Genomic DNA, 16,393 nt, shown 5'->3' with positions numbered 1-16,393 from the left:
CCCATTCCTCCCCTTGGTACGGACCATGTTATGGCTCCGACATGTCGAATCGCCGGAAAAAGGACCGGTCGAATCAAGTTCTCGATTGCCCTTGTAACCGGTTTCATAACGGCTGTATAGAGTGCACGAAGAGCGGGCGAATCCGTGAAACCGCAAAAACTACGGTGCCGACGTCACCGGACAAAGGGCAGGAGGATCAGAATGGCATCAGTGGCACGATCAATCGGGATCACGAGCGCGTTGCTTGCGGTCGCCGCTTGCGCGACCACCTCTGCCGAGCCAGGCCAGGGCGTGACGACCGCCCCCGCGCAGGCCCGCGCGGGCACCGTTTCCGCCGTTCCGGCAGAGCCGTCCTGGGCGCGGCGCGACCCGGCGATGGACCGCTTTCTGGACGACCTGATGGCGCGCATGACGCTGCAGGAAAAGATCGGTCAGCTGAACCTGCTCACGAGCGACTGGGAATCGACCGGCCCGACAATGCGCAGCGGCTACCAGCAGGATATCAAGGCCGGTCGGGTCGGCGCGATCTTCAACGCGTACACCGCGAAATACACCCGCGACCTGCAGCGCCTTGCGGTCGAGGACACCCGGCTCAAGATCCCCCTGCTCTTCGGCTATGACGTCATCCACGGTCATCGCACGATCTTCCCGATCTCGCTGGGCGAGGCGGCGAGCTGGGACTTGGCCGCCATCGAGAAGTCGGCCCGCGTATCCGCGGAGGAAGCGTCGGCCGAAGGCATCCACTGGACCTTTTCCCCGATGGTCGACATCGCGCGCGATGCCCGCTGGGGCCGGGTATCGGAAGGCGCCGGGGAAGATGTCTTTCTCGGCAGCCGGATCGCGGAAGCGCGCGTGCGCGGGTACCAGGGCCAGGATCTCTCGCGGACCGACACGATCCTTGCCACCGCGAAGCATTTCGCGGCTTATGGCGCGGCGCAGGCGGGCCGCGATTACCACACCGTAGACATCTCGGACCGTACGCTGCGCGACACCTACCTGCCCCCCTTCAAGGCGGCGGTCGATGCGGGCGTTGCGACCTTCATGACGAGCTTCAACGAGGTCGACGGCATCCCAGCCAGCGGGAGCCCGTACCTCCTAACCGATGTCCTGCGCGACAAGTGGGGTTTCGACGGCTTCGTGGTCACCGATTACACCTCGATTGCCGAAATGGTCCCACACGGTTTCTCGAAGGACAAGGCGCAGGCCGGTGAACAGGCGATCAACGCCGGGGTCGACATGGATATGCAGAGCGCGATCTTCATGGACGACCTCGCGCAGTCGGTGGCAAATGGCCGCGTCCCGGTCGCCGCCGTCGACCGTTCGGTTCGCCGCATCCTCGAGGCGAAATATCGCCTCGGCCTGTTCGACGATCCGTATCGCTACGCCGACGAGGCACGCGAAAAGGCAACGCTCTACAAGCCTGAGTATCTCGAAGCCGCGCGCGATGTGGCGCGCAAGTCGATGGTTCTGCTCAAGAACGAGGGCAACGCGCTGCCCCTCCCCGCCTCGGCAAAGTCGATCGCGCTGATCGGTCCGCTGGGCGACAGCAAGGCCGACATGATCGGCAGCTGGGCCGCCGCCGGCGATCGCCGGACCCGGCCCGTTTCGGTGCTTGAGGGACTGAAGGCGCGCGCGCCGAGCGGGACCAGCGTGACCTACGCCAAGGGGGCCAGCTACGAGTTCGACGCCGCCGGCAAGACCGACGGGTTCGCCGAGGCCCTCGCCCTAGCCCGCAAATCGGATGTCGTCGTCGCCGCCATGGGCGAGAAGTGGGACATGACCGGCGAAGCCGCCAGCCGCACCTCGCTCGACCTTCCCGGCAACCAGGAGGCGCTGCTCAGGCAGCTCGTAGCGACGGGCAAGCCGGTAGTGCTGCTGTTGATGAGCGGGCGCCCCAATTCGATCGGCTGGGCCCAGGATCACGTCGCGGCGATCCTGCACGCCTGGTATCCCGGCACGATGGGCGGCCATGCGGTGGCTGACGTAGTGTTCGGCGACTACAATCCTTCGGGCAAGCTGCCGATCACCTTCCCGCGCAACGTCGGCCAGGAGCCGATCCACTACGACATGAAGAACACCGGCCGCCCCATCGAACTCGGTGCGCCGGGGGCCAAGTACGTGTCCCGCTATCTCGATGTGCCCAACAGCCCCCTGTACCCGTTCGGATACGGCCTCAGCTACACGACCTTCGGCTATTCGCCCGTGTCGCTCAGCGCATCGTCGATCGGTCCGGGGGGAGCGATCGTCGCGAGCGCCACCATCACCAACACCGGCACCCGCGCGGGCGAGGAAGTGGTGCAACTCTATGTCCAGGACATGGTGGGTTCAGTGACCCGGCCGGTCCAGGAACTGAAAGGGTTCGAAAAGATCGCCCTCGCGCCCGGCGAAAGCCGCAGCGTCCGGTTCACCATCCGGCCGGAGGACCTCGCCTTCACCCGCGCGGACATGACTTACGGTTGGGAGCCGGGCGATTACCGCCTGTGGATCGCCCCGTCGTCGGGCGCGAAGGCGAGCACGCCGGTCGAGTTCACCATAACGGAATAGTCCATGAAGCAGGTCGTCCTTCTCGCTCCGCTCGCGTTCCTGGCGCTGGGGGCCTGCGCCACTCTGCCTGCCGCCTCGGAGCCGGCGCCGGTCGCGGCCGCTCCGGTCGAGCAGAAGCGCCCGAACATCATCTTCATAATGTCGGACGATCACGCTCAGACGGCCATTTCCGCCTACGGAACCCAGATCGGCAAGATCGCCCCCACACCGAACATCGACCGCATCGCAAAGAACGGTGCGTTGTTCGAGAACAGCTACGTCACAAACTCGCTGTGCGGGCCGAGCCGAGCGACGATGCTGACCGGCCTTTTCAGCCACCTGCACGGGTTCACGAAGAACGGACAGAAGTTCGACAATGCGTCGTGGAACTGGGTGCGCGCACTCGGCCAGTCGGGCTACCAGACCGCGCTGTTCGGGAAGTGGCACCTGAATTACTCGCCCGAGGGGTCCGGCATCGATACCTGGGCGGTGCTTGACGACCAGGGCAAGTACTACAACCCGGACATCATAACGCCCGAAGGCAGGAAGGTGGTCGAAGGTTACGCTACCGACATCACTACCGACCTGACCCTGCGCTGGCTCACCGTGCAGCGCAGACCTGACCAGCCGTTCGTCCTGATGATGCACCACAAGGCACCGCACCGGAACTTCATGCCGGCGATCCGCCACGTCCAGAAGTACATCGGCACCGAATTCCCCGTGCCGACCAACTACTTCGACCACTACGATGGGCGGCCCGCAGCCGCAGCGCAGGAGATGACGATCGCCCGCGACATGTACGAAGGTCACGACCTCAAGATGACGACGAAGGCGGGTTCGCGGGAACTGCGCTTCAACCCCTGGACCGACGATTTCAACCGCATGACCGAGGCCCAGCGCGAAGCCTATTTCGGCGCGCTCCAGCCCGGCAACGACGCGATGAACCGCGCGAATCTGGACGAGCGCGATATGGCGATCTGGAAGTACCAGCGCTACATGGACGAATATATCGGCACCGTTGCCGCGGTCGACGAAAGCGTGGGCCGGGTGCTCGACTGGCTCGAAGCATCGGGGGAAATGGACAACACGATCGTCGTCTACACTTCGGACCAGGGCTTCTACCTAGGCGAGCACGGCTGGTTCGACAAGCGGTTCATGTACGAAGAATCGCTGCGCACCCCGTTCCTGATGCAGTACCCGGGCCATGTCCCGGCGGGTATCCGGGTCGCAGCCCCGATCCAGAACATCGACTATGCGGCCACCTTCCTCGACTATGCCGGGCTACCCGCGCGCGAGGAGATCCAGGGCCGTTCGCTGCGTGACATAGCCGACGGCACGCCGCCCGCCGATTGGCGCGACGCGATCTACTATCACTACTACGAGTACGTCCGGGGTCCGGGCAATCACGCGGTGAGCGCACACTACGGGATCAAGTCGGATCGCTTTAAGCTGATCCGCTTCTATGGTCACGTGAACGCGTGGGAGTTCTACGATCTCAGCAGCGATCCCAAGGAGATGCATAACCGGATCGACGATCCCGCCATGCAGCGACAGATCGCCGCAATGAAGCGCCGGCTCGCCACCCTTCGCCAGAAGTACCGCGACGACGGTGGGCCGGCGGTCGCCGAAGCGTTAGCGTCGCCTGCGGCCATCGCGCGGGGTCAGCGCGATGCCGAAGCCGCCGCCGGGCTCCATCGTCACTGACATCGTGTCGGCGGCAGTGACCGTCCGTTTTTCGCGGACCATCGCGAACCGATTGCCCCCGATGCCCCCGCCGGGGCCGTCGCGCCAGATCTCCGCCGTATAGCGCCTGCCGGCCGGAAGGAACGACAGGTCGACCCGGACAGTGCGCTGCGCGGCATCGGTAACCCCGCCGAGCCACCAGTCCTCCCCGCCTCGCCTCTGGCGCGCGACGACTGCGTATTCGCCGATCTTCCCGTCAAGCACGCGCGTCCGCTCCCAGTCCACCGGCACCTGCTCGATGAACGCCAGCGCGTCGGGTGCCTTCGCGTAATTCTCCGGCAGGTCCGCGGCCATCTGGAGCGGCGAATAAAGCACGACGTAATCGGCGAGCTGGCGGGCGAGCGTATTGGGAAACGGACGACCGTTCCGGCCCTCGAGACTGACGATTCCCGGGGTGTAGTCGAACGGTCCGGAGAGCATCCGGGTGAACAGCAGGGTCGGCTCGTGGCTGGGCGGGTTGGACGGTTCGCCCCAGGCCATGTACTCGGTGCCTCGCGCACCTTCGCGGGTCATCAGGTTGGGCCACGTGCGGCGCATCCCGGTGTCCTTGATCGGCTCGTGCGCGTTGATCGCAATGCGGCGCTTGGCGGCCTCCTTAGCAACGAGCACGTGATGGCGGGCCATGAACTGGCCGTCGTGCCATTCCCACTGCTCGGTGCCATCGGGATCCTCCCGCAGCACACCGCCCGCATCGGCGACGTAGCCGGTCTTGACCGAATGTATTCCGTGCTTGTGGTAATAGTCGAACGCCTCGTCGAGGTGACGTTCGTAAAGGCCCGCATTACCGGCGGTCTCGTGATGCCCCATCAACTCGACGCCCCGCGCCTTCGCGTAGGCGCTTACTTTGTCCATGTCGAAATCCGGATATGCGGTAGCGAACTTGAAGTTCCGGCCGCTCTCGCTCCACCAGCCCTCGTTCCAGCCTTCGACGAGCACCGAGCCGAACCCGTGCCTGGCCGCGAAGTCGATGTAGCGAAGCGCGTGTTCGGTGGTCGCACCATGTTTCGGGCCCGCGTTCCAGCTCCACTTGTCGAGGTGCATGGCCCACCAGATGCCGACATACTTGTGCGGGCGAATCCAGCTGGCGTCGGCGATGCGGCTGGGCTCGTTGAGGTTGAGAATGATGTCGGCGGCCGCGTAAAGCCGCGGCGCGTCCTCTGCCACGAGGACCACTCGCCAGGGCGTTTCGAAGGGCGCGGGGCGGCGGACCTTCCACGGCCGCGACGACGGCGCAAGCCGGGTGCGGAACCGCTGGTCCTCGATCCGCTGCAGCCAGAACCCGCTGTAGTCGTCCAGCGCCGCCTCGTGGATCGCGATATGCAAATCGTCGGGGCGGCGAAAGGTGATCGGTGTGTGGGCGGTCGTAACCGCGTCGGCGGCGGTGTTCCTGTACAGGTATTCGTAGCGGTTCCATTCGCCGCCGGGAATCCACCATGCGTCCGCCTCACCGGCAAGGTTGAACTCGGTGAGTTCCTCGTCGATCCGAACGTCGGCAAGCTGGGGCTGGTCCGGAAAGGCGAACCGGAACCCGATCCCGCCGTCGAAGACCCGCGCGACGAGCACCACGGTACGCTTCGTCCTGCCCTGCTCGGTGATCGGCACCGCCATCTCGCGGTGGTCGTCGGTGACGAAGCGACTTTCCCCCCAAGGCTGTTCCCAGGTTGTCGTGCGGCTCGCGAAGCTCGGTTCGCCCAGGCTCATCCCGTGTTCCCACTTGCCGGCTCCGCGCAGGAGGAATCCGACCCGCGATGGGGAAACGACAGCGGCTCCATCGCGCTCGAGCGACCAGTGGGCGATGCCTTGGTCGGTCGTGAGGACAAAGCACAGGCGACCATTAGGCGAACACTGCCGGTGGAGCGGTTCGCCGTCCCCCGCCCAAGCGGCCGAACTGCAAGACATACCCACGCCGGCGATAGCCAGCAGACCTCCCGCTATCCCCGAACGTAAGTTCGCCGCGAAGGTTCGCTCGGGGTAGTACGACATCGCTTTCTCCAATCCGCGAAAAATCAGAATAGCCGACTGTCCGCACTGTGCAACCGGTTACACTTTCGGGCGCGCCTCGCCTCAGTCCGCTCGCACCATTCTCGCATTGTAGGTTGGCCAATGAGATGGCCTCGCCTCCGCACTCTTCGTAGACGCTGTCGAGACTTGCGCCGTGAGACCCGCGAAACTGGCGGGGGTTCGGTCACACTTGCTTGCTTGTCTTCAACCGCACGGCGGCGCGCTTCCGTCATCGGTGTTGCGCCATTCGCAAGATCAGTCTGCGGGTTGGGGATCAATGCCGATGCATCAGGGCCAGAGTCAGCTTTTGGCAGAATGCAGCGACCTCTCGAATGACCAAGATCAGGGCACAAAGCGGCCGCTATGGCGTTCCTGAGCGAACGACTGCTTTAGGGCATTTATCGTTCTGGGCGTAATGACCGATTAAGGGGCGCGAAGCTGCCGTTAGTCGAATGTCGCAAGACTTCCGAACCGCGACATTCCATTGGACTTCCACCGCACCGGAAGCATTGGTGTCGTCAGTCAATGGCGGCCCTGAACCAAGGTCGCAGCCCTGACCGGCTCGTCCGTCAGGGCCTTGGGTGGTGGGAGCAGCGAGGTGTTGCTCCACCAAGGAGTACCACCCAATGATCAATACCAATGAGAGCGAGCCCAACACAAAGCGCCCTCGCCGGATGGCACACGAGCCGAAACCAGCGGGCGGAGTGGCAACTCCTTCTTCCACACCCACCACAGAGGTCGAAGCAGAGACGGCCAAGCCCGTCAGCAAGTCCAGCCTCGTTCTGGCCATGCTTCAGCGACCGGAGGGCGCCACGATCGCCCAGCTTGTTAATGCCGCCAGCTGGTTGCCGCACACCACGCGGGCGGCGCTGACTGGCCTGAAGAAGAAGGGGCACCAGGTCACGAGCGAAAAGGCAGAAGGCGAGGAGCGCGTATACCGCGTTGCGGCAGACTGATGGTACGACGCGTCTACATTACCCTCGGCCAGCTCGCGGACATGTCAATTGACGAACTGAAAGCCGAGTGGGCGCGGCGCTATGCCGCGCCCACTCCCGACCTTTCGCCCGAGCTGCTGCGACTGGGAATCGCCTACCGGCTGCAGGAGCAAAGGCTTGGCGGCGTGAGCCGCTCGACCAAATCGTTGCTGCGCCAGCTGGCTGCGCAGCCCCAGGAAAGAAAACGGAAGGGTCCGTCACCTCGCAAGCTTACCATCGGAACACGGCTTGTCCGCGACTGGCACGGCGTCGGCCACACCGTGACCGTTCTGGAGGATGGCTTTGAGTACGATGGCAAGCCATGGCGATCACTCACCGCGATCGCTAAGGCCATCAGCGGCTCGCACTGTAGTGGACCGAAGTTCTTCGGCCTGACCGATTTTAAGCGATGAAGCCGCTGCGCTGCGCAGTCTACACCCGCAAGTCGACCGAAGGCGGGCTGGAGCAGGAGTTCAACAGTCTCGACGCCCAGCGAGAGGCCTGCGAGGCATACATCCTGAGCCAGCGGCACGAAGGCTGGACGCTCGTACCGAACCGTTACGACGATGGCGGGTTCTCCGGCGGGAGTATGCTCCGTCCGGGACTCGAGGCGCTGCTGGCCGACATCGAGGCCGGCCGGGTCGACGTGATCGTCGTCTACAAGGTCGATCGTCTGACCCGCAGCCTCGCCGACTTCGCCAAGATTGTCGAACAGCTGGACGCAAAGCATGCAAGCTTCGTCTCGGTCACTCAGGCGTTCAACACCACCACCAGTATGGGCCGGCTGACGCTCAACGTCCTCCTCTCGTTCGCCCAGTTCGAGCGCGAGGTCACCGGCGAGCGGATCCGCGACAAGATCGCGGCGTCCAAGAGGAAGGGCATATGGATGGGAGGCCCGGTTCCGCTGGGATACAAAGTGGTCGATCGCAAACTGGTCCCGGTGCCCGAAGAGGCCGAGCGGGTGCGCAGAATCATGAAGCGCTATCTCGAGATCCGATCGGTCCCGGCCCTGATCGAGGTTTTGCAGCGGGAAGGGTTGGTCACCAAGGTCCAGCAACGGACAAGCGGCCCCCATCGTGGCGGCATTCCCTTTCGACGCGGGAGCCTGTTCCACCTTCTCAAGAACCCGATCTACCGAGGCAAGATCGCCCACAAGGGCCAGGTTTACGAAGGCGAGCACGAATCGGTCGTGGACGAGGATCTGTGGGATGCGGTGCAGGCACAGCTGAATGAGAAAGCGCCGCCAAGAAAGCGCCCGACCAATGATCCTCAGCAGGCGTTGCTGCGCGGCCTTCTAACCGATCCACACGGCCGACCGATGGTCCCGACCTATGTCACCAAGCGTGGCCGACGCTACGCCTACTACGAGACCCGCAAGGACCTCGCTCGGCCTGCCGATCCACCAGCTACCCGTTTCGCGCGAGGGCAACTTGAGCGGCACGTTGTCGTGCATCTTACCCAGCTGTTGGAGGATGAGCATGCGCTGCGCCGCCTGTCGGGGATCGAAGAAGCCGTGCAACTGCGGACCATGTTCGAGACTGGTCGATCGCTTGCCTGCAGGCTTGGGTTCGATGGTTCGCGCGAAGCAACCTTGCAGGAACTGATCGCCGCCTTGCAGGTTCGCGCCGAGCGGATCGAGGTCGTGTTGAACTCAGATGCGCTGGCGGCCGGGACGGGTGGCGGGCTCGCTTGGAGCGTCCCGCTTCCGGCTCGAAAGCCATTCCGCGAAGAAAGACTCAGGATTGACGCCGAGGACAGGGGAAGCACGCTGGATAACAAGCTGGTCCAGCTGATTGCCGACGCCCTCGCGGCTCGGCAACTAGTCATCAGCAACCCCGGACTCAGCATCAACCAGGTGGCAAACAAGGAGGGCCGCTGCCGCAAGCAGTTGACCAAGCTCCTGAGCGTTAGCTGGCTGAGCCCACGCATTGTTGAGTCCATTGCGGCAGGCACCCAGCCGAAGGCGATCAATCGTACCTTGCTGCTCGAGACAACGCTGTCGGCCGATTGGACCGAACAGGAGGCCTTGTTCGGCTATCAAGACTGAGCGCGATCCATCGCATCTTCATGCCTCTTGGGTGGGGAACTTCCAGACAGAGAATTTGGCCGATGTTGGCAGCCGTCAGGTGTGGGCGGCGGGCTCTCTCGCCCACGGCTCAGAAAATCATCGCGCCAAAGCCCGCATAACTGCGCCACTTCCAAAGCGCAGCGCGCCCGAAGGCGGAATTATGTCTGCTTGGCTGACTGTTTGGTGCGGTCGAGAAGACTCGAACTTCCACGGGCTTTCGCCCACAACGACCTCAACGTTGCGCGTCTACCAATTCCGCCACGACCGCACATCGAATGGGATTGGACCGCCGAGCGGTCCGGGTAGGCGCGCGCCTCTAGCAACGGGTTTGCTGCCCCGCAAGCGGTGAATCAGCCTTGCGTTCCGGGTAGGAATGGCGCCGCGACTTCGCGCGGCACGCGGACGAGCCGCCCCGTGCCCCTGTCGAGCATCGCCCACGTGCTGCGCGCCGTGACGATCCGCCTGCCGCCGGCGTTCCGGAACTCGACGCAGCGGTCGAATTGCGCGCCGCGCGGACTTTCGGGAATGAAGGTCTCGGCGGTCACGCTCTCGCCCGCGCCGATGTTGCCCCGGTAGTCGATCTCGTGCCGGGTCACGACCCAGACGTACCGCTCGACGTGCGCGGGATCTGCGACGGCCGACCAGTGCGCGGTGGCCACGTCCTGAATCCATGTCACCCAGACCGCGTTGTTGACGTGGCCGAGCGCGTCGATGTGCTCGGGTCCCGCGGTGAAGGTGATCGCGAACCGGCTCAAAGCCCCATCTGCCACAGGATGAAGCCGTACTCCTCTGCGGTTTCGCGCAAAGATTCGAAGCGCCCGGACTTGCCGCCATGCCCCGCGCCCATGTTGGTCTTCAACAGGAGCACGTTGTCGTCGGTCTTCTTCTCGCGCAGGCGCGCCACCCACTTGGCCGGTTCCCAGTAGGTCACTCGCGGATCGTTGAGGCCGGCGGTCACCAGCATCGGCGGATAGGCCTGCTCGCGAACGTTGTCGTAGGGGCTGTAGGACCGGATCAGCTCGAACGCCGCGCGGTCCTCGATCGGGTTGCCCCATTCGGGCCATTCGCCGGGGGTGAGCGGCAGGCTGGCGTCCAGCATCGTGGAAAGCACGTCGACGAACGGAACGTGGGCCACGACCGCGCCCCACAGCCCCGGGTCCGAATTGACTACCGCCCCCATTAGCTCGCCGCCCGCCGAGCCGCCCGAGATGCTGATGCGGCCTTCCTCGGTGTAGCCGCGCGCGATCAAACCTTTCGCCACGTCGACGAAGTCGGTGAAGGTGTTGACCCGGCGTTCGAGCTTGCCACCCTTGTACCACGCCCGCCCGAGGTCGTCGCCGCCGCGAATGTGCGCGATCGCATAGGCGAAGCCTCGATCGACAAGGCTGAGCCGTGTGGTCGAGAACCCCGGCGGGATCGCGATCCCGTAGGCGCCATAGCCGTAAAGGTGCAGCGGCCCGGGCGACTGACGGTCCTTCCGGTACATGATCGAGACCGGGATTTGTGTGCCGTCACGCGCGTCGACGTGCAGCCGCTCGGTGGCATAGAGGCCGGCGTCGTAGCCCGAGGGGATTTCCTGGACCTTGAGCACTTCGAGCCGGCGTTCCGCCACGTGGTAGTCGTAGGTCGTCGCCGGACTGACCATCGACTGGTAGCCGACGCGGAGCTTTTCCATCGCCCATTCGGGGTTGTCGCCGAGGCCCGCCGAATAGCTCGCTTCGGGGAACGCGATCGGCTCGACCCGGGCGGGATCGTCGTAATACCGCACCTCGATCGTATCGAGCCCCGCCTGTCTGCCCTCTACCACGTAGAAGTCGCGGAACAGGTCGAACCCGGTGAGGTAGAATTCGTCCGATCCCTCGATCAGCGTGGTCCAGTCGCCGGGCGATGCCAGCCGCGCGGTGGCAAGCCGGAAGTTCTCGTGCGTGTCGTTGGCGAGCACGAAGAGCGTGCCTTCGCGCTCGTCGACTTCGTACTCGACCCCTTTGGATCGCCGCTTCACGAGCAGCGGATCGGCCAGCGGATCGGCAGCGGGGATCAGGCGCACCTCGCTCGTCTCGTGGTCGCTGGTCGAGACGATCAGCCACTTCTCGTTCGCCGACAGCGTGGTGCCGACGCGGAAGCCCTCGTCGTCCTCGTGGTAGAGTTCGACATCGTCGGCCAGCGGGGTGCCGAGGCGGTGCAGCCGCGCATTGTCGGTCCGCCACTGTTCGTTGGCGAGGCTGTAGACCAGCGCGGTGTCGCCCGCCGCCCAGACGAGCGAGGACAAGGTGCCGCGGATCTCGTCGGGCAGGTGCTCGCCGGTGGCAAGGTCCTTCACCCGCGCGGTGAACCGTTCCGATCCGTTGTCGTCGATCGAATAGGCGAGCAGCCTGCCATCGTTCGAGACACTGATTGCGCCGAGACGGAAATAGTCCTTGCTCTCGGCCAGCGCCACCTCGTCGAGGATCAGTTCGTCAGCGCCGCCTGCGACCGGCCTGCGCCACCATTTCTTGTACTCGGCGCCGTCCTCGAACTCGATCCAGTAGAGATAGTCCCCGTCCTTCTGCGGAACCGACGAGTCGGCTTCCTTGATCCGCGCGCGCATTTCCGTGAACAGCGCGTCGATGCGATCCTTCTGGCCCGCGATCGCGGCCTCGAACCACGCGTTCTCGGCTTCTAGGTGGGCAAGGATTTCCGGGTCGTCGACCGTCGGGTATTTCGGGTCGCGCAGCCAGGCGTAGTCGTCGGCGACAGTGATCCCGTGATGGATGACGCTGGAGGGCTTTTTCGCCGCGCTGGGGGGTGTTTTCGGCGGGTTGACGGTGGCATCGTTCATGGCGCGGCCCTATGTGGGATGCGAAAGGACCGCAACAATGCTCATGCAGACACACGAAGCCCGCCTCTCCGCCCTGCGCGAGGAACTGAAGAGGCGCGGACTTGACGGCTTCGTCGTCCCGATCAGCGACGAGCACATGAGCGAATACATCGGCGGTTATGCCCAGCGGCTTCACTGGCTGACCGGGTTCGGCGGGTCGGCGGGCATGGCCGCGGTCCTGAAGGACAAGGCGGCGATCTTCGTCGACGGCCGTTACACCGTGCAGGTCCGCGAGCAGGTCGACGGCAAGCTGTTCGAATACGTCAGCGTCCCGGCGTCCAGCCCGGCAAAGTGGCTGGCCGCGAATGCCCCCGAAGGGGCGAAGATCGGATATGATGCCTGGCTTCATTCGAAGGGCTGGGCCGAGGAGGTCGCCCAGGCGCTCGAAAAGAGAAACGCCGAACTGGTCCCGGTGGATTCGAACCCGATCGACGCGGTCTGGGCCGACCGGCCGGAGCCGTCGACCGCCCCCGCGCTGGTGCACGACGAAACGCGCGCGGGCCGGTCGAGCGCCGACAAGCGCGCAGAGGTGGCCGACTGGCTCAAGGAAGAAGGCTACGACGCGGCGGTCGTCAGCGCGCTCGATTCGGTCGCCTGGCTGCTCAACATGCGCGGCAGCGACGTCGAACGGACCCCGGTGGCGCTTGCCTACGTGATCGCCCATGCCGACGGCACGGCCGAGCTGTTCATCGGCGAGGAAAAGGTCACGCCGGAACTTGCCAAGCACCTCGGCAACGCGGTGACGATCCGTCCGCGCCTCGCGTTCGAGGATGCCTTGCGCGGCATGACGGGCAAGACGATCGCGGTCGACCCCAGCTACGGCGTCGCGGCGATCTTCCACGCGCTCGAGGGCACGGGCGCAAAGCCTGTCGCGGTGCGCGATCCCACGATCCTGCCGCGAGCGATCAAGAATGCGGTCGAGCAACAGGGCCACCGGGACGCACAGGCCCGCGACGGCGCGGCGATCGCCAAGTATCTCCACTGGCTGAGCGTCGAGGGGCCGAAGGGCGGGATCGACGAGTTGTCGGCCGCCGCGCAGCTGCGCCGCTTCCGCGACGAAGCGTCGGACATGCTCCGCGACCTCTCTTTCGACACGATCAGCGCCGCCGGCCCCCACGCCGCGCTGCCGCACTACCGGGTCGACGAGGACAGCAACATCCCTATCAACCCGTCGAGCATCTACCTGTGCGATTCGGGCGGCCAGTACCTCGACGGGACGACCGACATAACCCGCACCGTCTGGATCGGCCCCGGCAAGCCGTCGCCCGAGCAGCGGGATCGCAATACCCGCGTCCTCAAGGGCCATATCGCGATCGCCCGCGCGGTCTTCCCGGCGGGCACCGTCGGCGGCCAACTCGATGCCTTCGCGCGGCAGTTCCTGTGGCAGGCGGGGGTCGACTACGCGCACGGCACGGGGCACGGCGTCGGCAGCTTCCTGTCGGTGCACGAGGGCCCCCAGCGCATCGCCAAGATCACCGGCGCGCAGGCCGGCGGCGACCAGGCGCTGATGGAGGGCATGATCCTGTCCAACGAGCCGGGCTATTACAAGGAGGGCGCTTACGGCATCCGGATCGAGAACCTGGTGCTGGTGGAAAGGCGCGAGATCGAGGGGGCCGAAGGCGACTACCTCGGCTTCGAGACTCTGACTTTTGCACCGATCGACAAGGCGCTGATCGAACCCGCGATGCTTACCGACGACGAACGCGCGTGGGTCGACGACTACCACGAGCAGGTGAGGCGGGTACTGGCGCCGCAACTTTCGGGCGAGGTTCTGGCGTGGCTCGAAGAGGCCTGCGCCCCGTTGTAAGGCGCCCTGTGTTCCTGTAATGTTCCACGCCGGGTCGAGTCGCGGCAAGGAGCAGTCACATGATCGGATACGTCACCCTCGGGACCAACGACCGCGACCGGGGCGCGAAGTTCTACGATGCATTGTGCGGCGAACTCGGCGTTGGGCGCATGATGGAGAACGAGCAGTTCATCGCCTGGGGCAAGCCCGACGGCGGCGCGGGCATCGGCCTTACCGCACCTTTTGATGGCAACCGCGCGACCGTGGGCAACGGAGTGATGGTGGCATTGCAGGCGAAGGACGAAGCGCAGGTTCGCCGGCTCTACGACATCGCGCTCGCCAACGGCGGCACCGACGAAGGCGCGCCGGGCGATCGCGGCGGTGGTTTCTACGCCGGATACTTTCGCGATCCCGACGGCAACAAGCTCAACGCATTCGTGATGGCGGCGCCCGAAGGATGAGCGGCATCCCGCTCGAGGAGCGCCCGATCCACCTCGGCCTCGGCGCGACCGCGGTGCCGCAGCCGCCCTTCACGGGGCTCGACTGATATGAAGGTTACGGCGAGCGTCACGGCGGCGACGGGACGGAAGGTCGCCTCGTCAGCATGCACACTTTCACTGCAAGCTGGAACTCTTGGGAAGTCCATCCGCACGGAGAGGAGGTCGTACTCTGCCTCGAAGGCGCGATGACGCTGCATCAGGAGCACGCCGACGGTTCAACCGACACGGTGACCATTTCCGCAGGCGAATACGCGATCAACCCGCCAGGCACGTGGCATACAGCCGATGTCGAGCAGACGACGAAGGCACTGTTCATCACCGCCGGTGTCGGGACCGAGCACCGCCCCCGGTAAGAGCGCTTGCGCCCACGTAAACCGCCGGCGCGCACTGCGACAATCTGCGACAATTCTCCCGCGATCGGCGATACGGGTGCGACAAGTCCGAATTATAACGGCCAATGTGAGTTGCGGCGACGCGGGCAGGTCCCCCCTCCCTTCCCTATCCCGCGCGCTGCGGCTCTTCCTGTTCACTGGAAAGAGATCGACAACATGCGCAAATTGACCCTTTCAATCGCCGCCGCGACGCTGGCGACCGCCGGCGTTGCCCTTGCCGCCCCGGGCATGGGCGGCCACGGAATGCCGCAAGGCGACATGACCCGTGCCCAGGCCCAGGCGAGGGCCGCCGAACACTTCGCGAAGATGGACGCCAATGGCGACAGCAAGCTCGACAAGGCCGACCGCGAGGCGATGCGCGCGAAGATGTTCGACCGGATGGATACGAACAAAGACGGCGCGATCAGCCGGAGCGAATTCGAAGCCATGCACCGCGGCCATGCAGACGGCGCGCGCCAAGGCAAGCGCGGGGATCCCGCTGCAATGGCCGGCCACCGGACGGGTGGCAAGCGCGGCCACGGCGGCCGGGGGATGATGGCCAGGATGGCAGACACCGACGGCGACGGCGCGATCAGCAAGGCTGAATTCACCGCTGCCGCGATGAAGCGTTTCGACCGGGTCGATACCGACGGTAACGGCGTGGTTACACAGGCAGAGCGCACGGCGGCCCGTGAAGCGATGAAGGCGAAGTGGCAGGAGCGCAAGGCCGCGCGCCAGGCCGCGCAGCCCGCGAGCTGAGGCCCGCTTCCCGGAGCGGCGGGACGCGCTTGACCGGCGCGTCCCGCTGCGGGCACGGGTGCAGCGCGCCATGACCGATCCCGAGCCCATCCGCCTTTTGCTCGTCGATGACGAGCCGACCCTGCGCGAACCGCTCGCCGCCTATCTGGCGCGCCAGGGTTTTGCCGTGCGCGAGGCGGAAGGCGCCGCCGCGGCCCGGCAGGCGATCGTCGAGGAAACTCCCGACCTCGTCCTGGTCGACATCATGATGCCCGGCGAGGACGGCCTGTCGCTCTGCCGCCACTTGGTCGAGGCGAGGGCCATCCCCACCATTTTGCTAACGGCGAAGGGCGAACCCACCGATCGCATCGTCGGGCTGGAGATCGGCGCCGACGACTACGTCGTGAAACCATTCGAGCCGCGCGAGCTGGTCGCGCGCATACGATCGGTGCTGCGCCGGGCGAGCAGGCCCGCGGCGATCGCCGAGGAGGACGCGCTCTACGAGTTCGAAGGCTGGCGGCTCGATCCGCTCAAGCGGCGGCTGACCGATCCCGAAGGGACCACGGTGCCAATATCGACTGCCGAGTTCCGCCTGCTGACGGCATTTCTCGACCGGCCAAGGCAGGTCATCGACCGCGACCGCCTGCTCGATCTTGTCCAGGGCCGCGAGGCGCACATTTTCGACCGCGCGGTCGACAACCAGGTAAGTCGCCTGCGGCGCAAGATCGAGGAAGACAGCCGCAACCCCCATTTCATCCAGACTGTGCGCGGCGGCGGCTACCGCTTCGCAGCCGACGTGCGCCGGATCGGGTCCGGCGGAAACGGATAGAAC

13 protein-coding genes and 1 tRNA gene are annotated in these 16,393 nt (G+C 65.3%); 10 read left to right on the top strand and 4 right to left on the bottom strand.

What is annotated here, in order from left to right:
- Positions 1–201 precede the first annotated feature (201 nt).
- Both bglX and ACPV3N_RS09495 read left to right on the top strand, forming a co-directional pair.
- A complete protein-coding gene (gene bglX, locus ACPV3N_RS09500) occupies positions 202–2,544 on the top strand; it encodes a beta-glucosidase BglX (RefSeq protein ID WP_440116973.1) in 2,343 nt (780 codons plus the stop codon).
- A 3-nt stretch (positions 2,545–2,547) separates the two neighbouring features.
- Positions 2,548–4,227, top strand: a complete 1,680-nt coding sequence (locus ACPV3N_RS09495; RefSeq protein WP_440116971.1) for a sulfatase family protein — start codon at positions 2,548–2,550, stop codon at positions 4,225–4,227.
- Here ACPV3N_RS09495 and ACPV3N_RS09490 read toward each other — a convergent pair.
- Positions 4,156–6,165: a glycoside hydrolase family 97 protein gene (locus tag ACPV3N_RS09490; protein ID WP_440116969.1), complete on the bottom strand. Its 2,010-nt coding sequence runs from the start codon at positions 6,163–6,165 to the stop codon at positions 4,156–4,158. The genes ACPV3N_RS09495 and ACPV3N_RS09490 overlap by 72 nt on opposite strands.
- A gap of 728 nt (positions 6,166–6,893) precedes the next feature.
- Between ACPV3N_RS09490 and ACPV3N_RS09485 the strand changes: the two genes are divergently transcribed.
- From ACPV3N_RS09485 to ACPV3N_RS09475, 3 genes are read left to right on the top strand one after another with little or no spacing between them, the layout of a single operon-like run.
- Entirely contained in the window at positions 6,894–7,223 is a 330-nt protein-coding gene (locus ACPV3N_RS09485) for a DUF3489 domain-containing protein (RefSeq protein ID WP_440116967.1), read from the top strand.
- Positions 7,223–7,654 carry a DUF2924 domain-containing protein gene (locus tag ACPV3N_RS09480; RefSeq protein ID WP_440116965.1) on the top strand — a complete coding sequence of 144 codons (432 nt, stop codon included), beginning with the start codon at positions 7,223–7,225 and terminating at the stop codon, positions 7,652–7,654. Before ACPV3N_RS09485 ends, ACPV3N_RS09480 begins: the two co-directional genes overlap by 1 nt.
- Complete coding sequence (locus tag ACPV3N_RS09475; protein ID WP_440116963.1) at positions 7,651–9,288, top strand: recombinase family protein; 1,638 nt, start codon at positions 7,651–7,653, stop codon at positions 9,286–9,288. Before ACPV3N_RS09480 ends, ACPV3N_RS09475 begins: the two co-directional genes overlap by 4 nt.
- A 202-nt stretch (positions 9,289–9,490) precedes the next feature.
- Here the strand turns inward: ACPV3N_RS09475 and ACPV3N_RS09470 are convergent.
- From ACPV3N_RS09470 to ACPV3N_RS09460, 3 genes are all read right to left on the bottom strand, one after another.
- Positions 9,491–9,577, bottom strand: a tRNA-Leu gene (locus ACPV3N_RS09470).
- Between the two features lie 82 nt (positions 9,578–9,659).
- Positions 9,660–10,079, bottom strand: coding sequence for an acyl-CoA thioesterase (locus ACPV3N_RS09465; protein WP_440116961.1), 420 nt, complete (start codon positions 10,077–10,079; stop codon positions 9,660–9,662).
- A complete protein-coding gene (locus tag ACPV3N_RS09460; protein WP_440116959.1) occupies positions 10,061–12,127 on the bottom strand; it encodes a S9 family peptidase in 2,067 nt (688 codons plus the stop codon). The genes ACPV3N_RS09465 and ACPV3N_RS09460 overlap by 19 nt, the downstream gene beginning before the upstream one ends.
- 37 nt (positions 12,128–12,164) lie before the next feature.
- Here ACPV3N_RS09460 and ACPV3N_RS09455 point away from each other — a divergent pair, with 37 nt between their 5' ends.
- From ACPV3N_RS09455 to ACPV3N_RS09435, 5 genes are all read left to right on the top strand, one after another.
- On the top strand, positions 12,165–13,973 hold the full coding sequence (locus tag ACPV3N_RS09455; protein ID WP_440116957.1) for an aminopeptidase P family protein: 1,809 nt from the start codon (positions 12,165–12,167) through the stop codon (positions 13,971–13,973).
- 59 nt (positions 13,974–14,032) lie between these two features.
- Positions 14,033–14,413 (top strand): VOC family protein, encoded by a 381-nt coding sequence (locus ACPV3N_RS09450; protein WP_440116955.1) that lies wholly within the window; start codon positions 14,033–14,035, stop codon positions 14,411–14,413.
- A 143-nt stretch (positions 14,414–14,556) separates the two neighbouring features.
- Positions 14,557–14,805, top strand: coding sequence for a cupin domain-containing protein (locus ACPV3N_RS09445; protein ID WP_440116953.1), 249 nt, complete (start codon positions 14,557–14,559; stop codon positions 14,803–14,805).
- Positions 14,806–15,000: 195 nt separating this feature from the next.
- Positions 15,001–15,582, top strand: coding sequence for an EF-hand domain-containing protein (locus tag ACPV3N_RS09440; protein ID WP_440116951.1), 582 nt, complete (start codon positions 15,001–15,003; stop codon positions 15,580–15,582).
- A gap of 70 nt (positions 15,583–15,652) precedes the next feature.
- Entirely contained in the window at positions 15,653–16,390 is a 738-nt protein-coding gene (locus tag ACPV3N_RS09435; RefSeq protein WP_440116949.1) for a response regulator, read from the top strand.
- The last annotated feature ends 3 nt before the right edge of the window (positions 16,391–16,393 follow it).

It is taken from the genome of Tsuneonella sediminis (assembly GCF_051912845.1).
GTDB classification, from domain to species: Bacteria; Pseudomonadota; Alphaproteobacteria; order Sphingomonadales; family Sphingomonadaceae; genus Tsuneonella; species Tsuneonella sediminis.
Note: the sequence above shows the minus strand (reverse complement) of the source record. Positions and strands in the feature narration are given on the sequence as shown.